The 1,573-nt window shown below is 62.9% G+C and carries 1 protein-coding gene; it reads left to right on the top strand.

Annotated elements, in window-relative coordinates:
- The first annotated feature begins 199 nt into the window (after nt 1–199).
- Nucleotides 200–1,399 (top strand): NAD-dependent formate dehydrogenase, encoded by a 1,200-nt coding sequence (locus AC1DUU_RS31585; protein ID WP_476787242.1) that lies wholly within the window; start codon nt 200–202, stop codon nt 1,397–1,399.
- Nucleotides 1,400–1,573: the final 174 nt, after the last annotated feature.

Below are 1,573 nucleotides of genomic sequence, written 5' to 3' on the forward strand. Positions count from 1 at the left end.
GCCTAAGAGGTCGCGCCAGCGGGCCTTGAAACCGCGTCTGGCTCCGCCATCTAATTCGCCATACCGCGCAACTTTCCAAACGAGGAAGCGCCTGGCAACCTGCGGGTCATAGCTTGCTTCACCAGTTCGTGCTGCCGGGCGTCGCTACTTGCGAGCATCGAGCGTCTTCCTCGTCCTGTCAGACGAAGGGAGATAGGAAATGGCAAAGGTCGTTTGCGTCCTTTATGACGATCCGGTCGACGGTTATCCCAAGCGATATGCGCGGGACGGCCTCCCCAGGCTTGACCGCTATCCCGGCGGCCAGACGCTGCCCACGCCCAAGGCGATCGACTTTGAACCAGGCGTGCTGCTCGGCAGCGTGTCGGGCGAACTGGGCTTGCGGAAATTTCTCGAAGGTGCTGGACACGGTCTGATTGTGACGTCGGACAAGGACGGCCCGGCCAGCGTTTTTGAACGTGAACTCGCCGATGCCGAGATCGTCATCTCGCAGCCGTTCTGGCCGGCCTACCTGACTGCGGAACGGATCGCCAAGGCCAAACGGCTGAAGCTTGCGATTACCGCCGGCATCGGCTCCGACCATGTCGACCTGCAGGCGGCGATGGATCGCGGAATCACGGTCGCCGAGGTGACCTATTGCAACTCGATCAGCGTCGCCGAGCATGTGGTGATGATGATCCTCGGGCTCGTGCGCAACTACATCCCCTCCTACGGATGGGTCGTGAAGGGCGGCTGGAACATCGCCGACTGTGTCGCGCGTTCCTACGATGTCGAAGGCATGCAGATCGGAACCGTGGGTGCTGGCCGGATCGGCAGTGCCGTGCTGCGCCGGCTGAAGCCGTTCGACGTCAAGCTGCACTACACCGACCGCCACCGCTTGCCCGAAGCGGTCGAGAAGGAACTGGGCGTGACCTTCCACAGATCAGCGGTTGAAATGGTGCCTGTCTGCGATGTGGTGACGATCAACGCCCCACTGCATCCCGAGACTGAAAATCTCTTCGACGCGGCGATGATCGCCAGGATGAAGCGCGGTGCCTATCTGGTGAACACGGCGCGCGGCAAGATCTGCAATCGCGACGCGGTCGCCCGCGCACTGGAGAGCGGCCAACTCGCCGGTTATGCCGGCGACGTCTGGTTCCCGCAGCCAGCGCCCAAGGACCATCCATGGCGATCGATGCCCCATCACGGCATGACACCGCACATCTCCGGATCGTCGCTTTCCGCCCAGGCGCGTTATGCCGCCGGCACCCRCGAAATCCTGGAATGCTGGTTCGAAGGCCGGCCGATCCGCGAGGAATATCTGATCGTCGACGGCGGCAAGCTCGCCGGTGCCGGAGCCCATTCCTATAGCGCGGGCGACGCCACACGCGGTTCGGAAGAAGCGGCGCGCTTCAAGGGGTGAGCCCACGGGACGAGTTGTTTCGCGCAGGCAATCGCTAGCGGTGATGCAGAACCAACGGGGCGCCTTCGACGTCGATGACATTCATGTGGTAGCCGAAGACTTCGGCCAAAACGCTGGGCTGCAGCACCTCGGCCGGTGAACCGTCAGCGACGATCCGTCCCGCCTTCATAGCGA

Source organism: Aminobacter sp. P4_H6_2 (assembly GCF_056400805.1).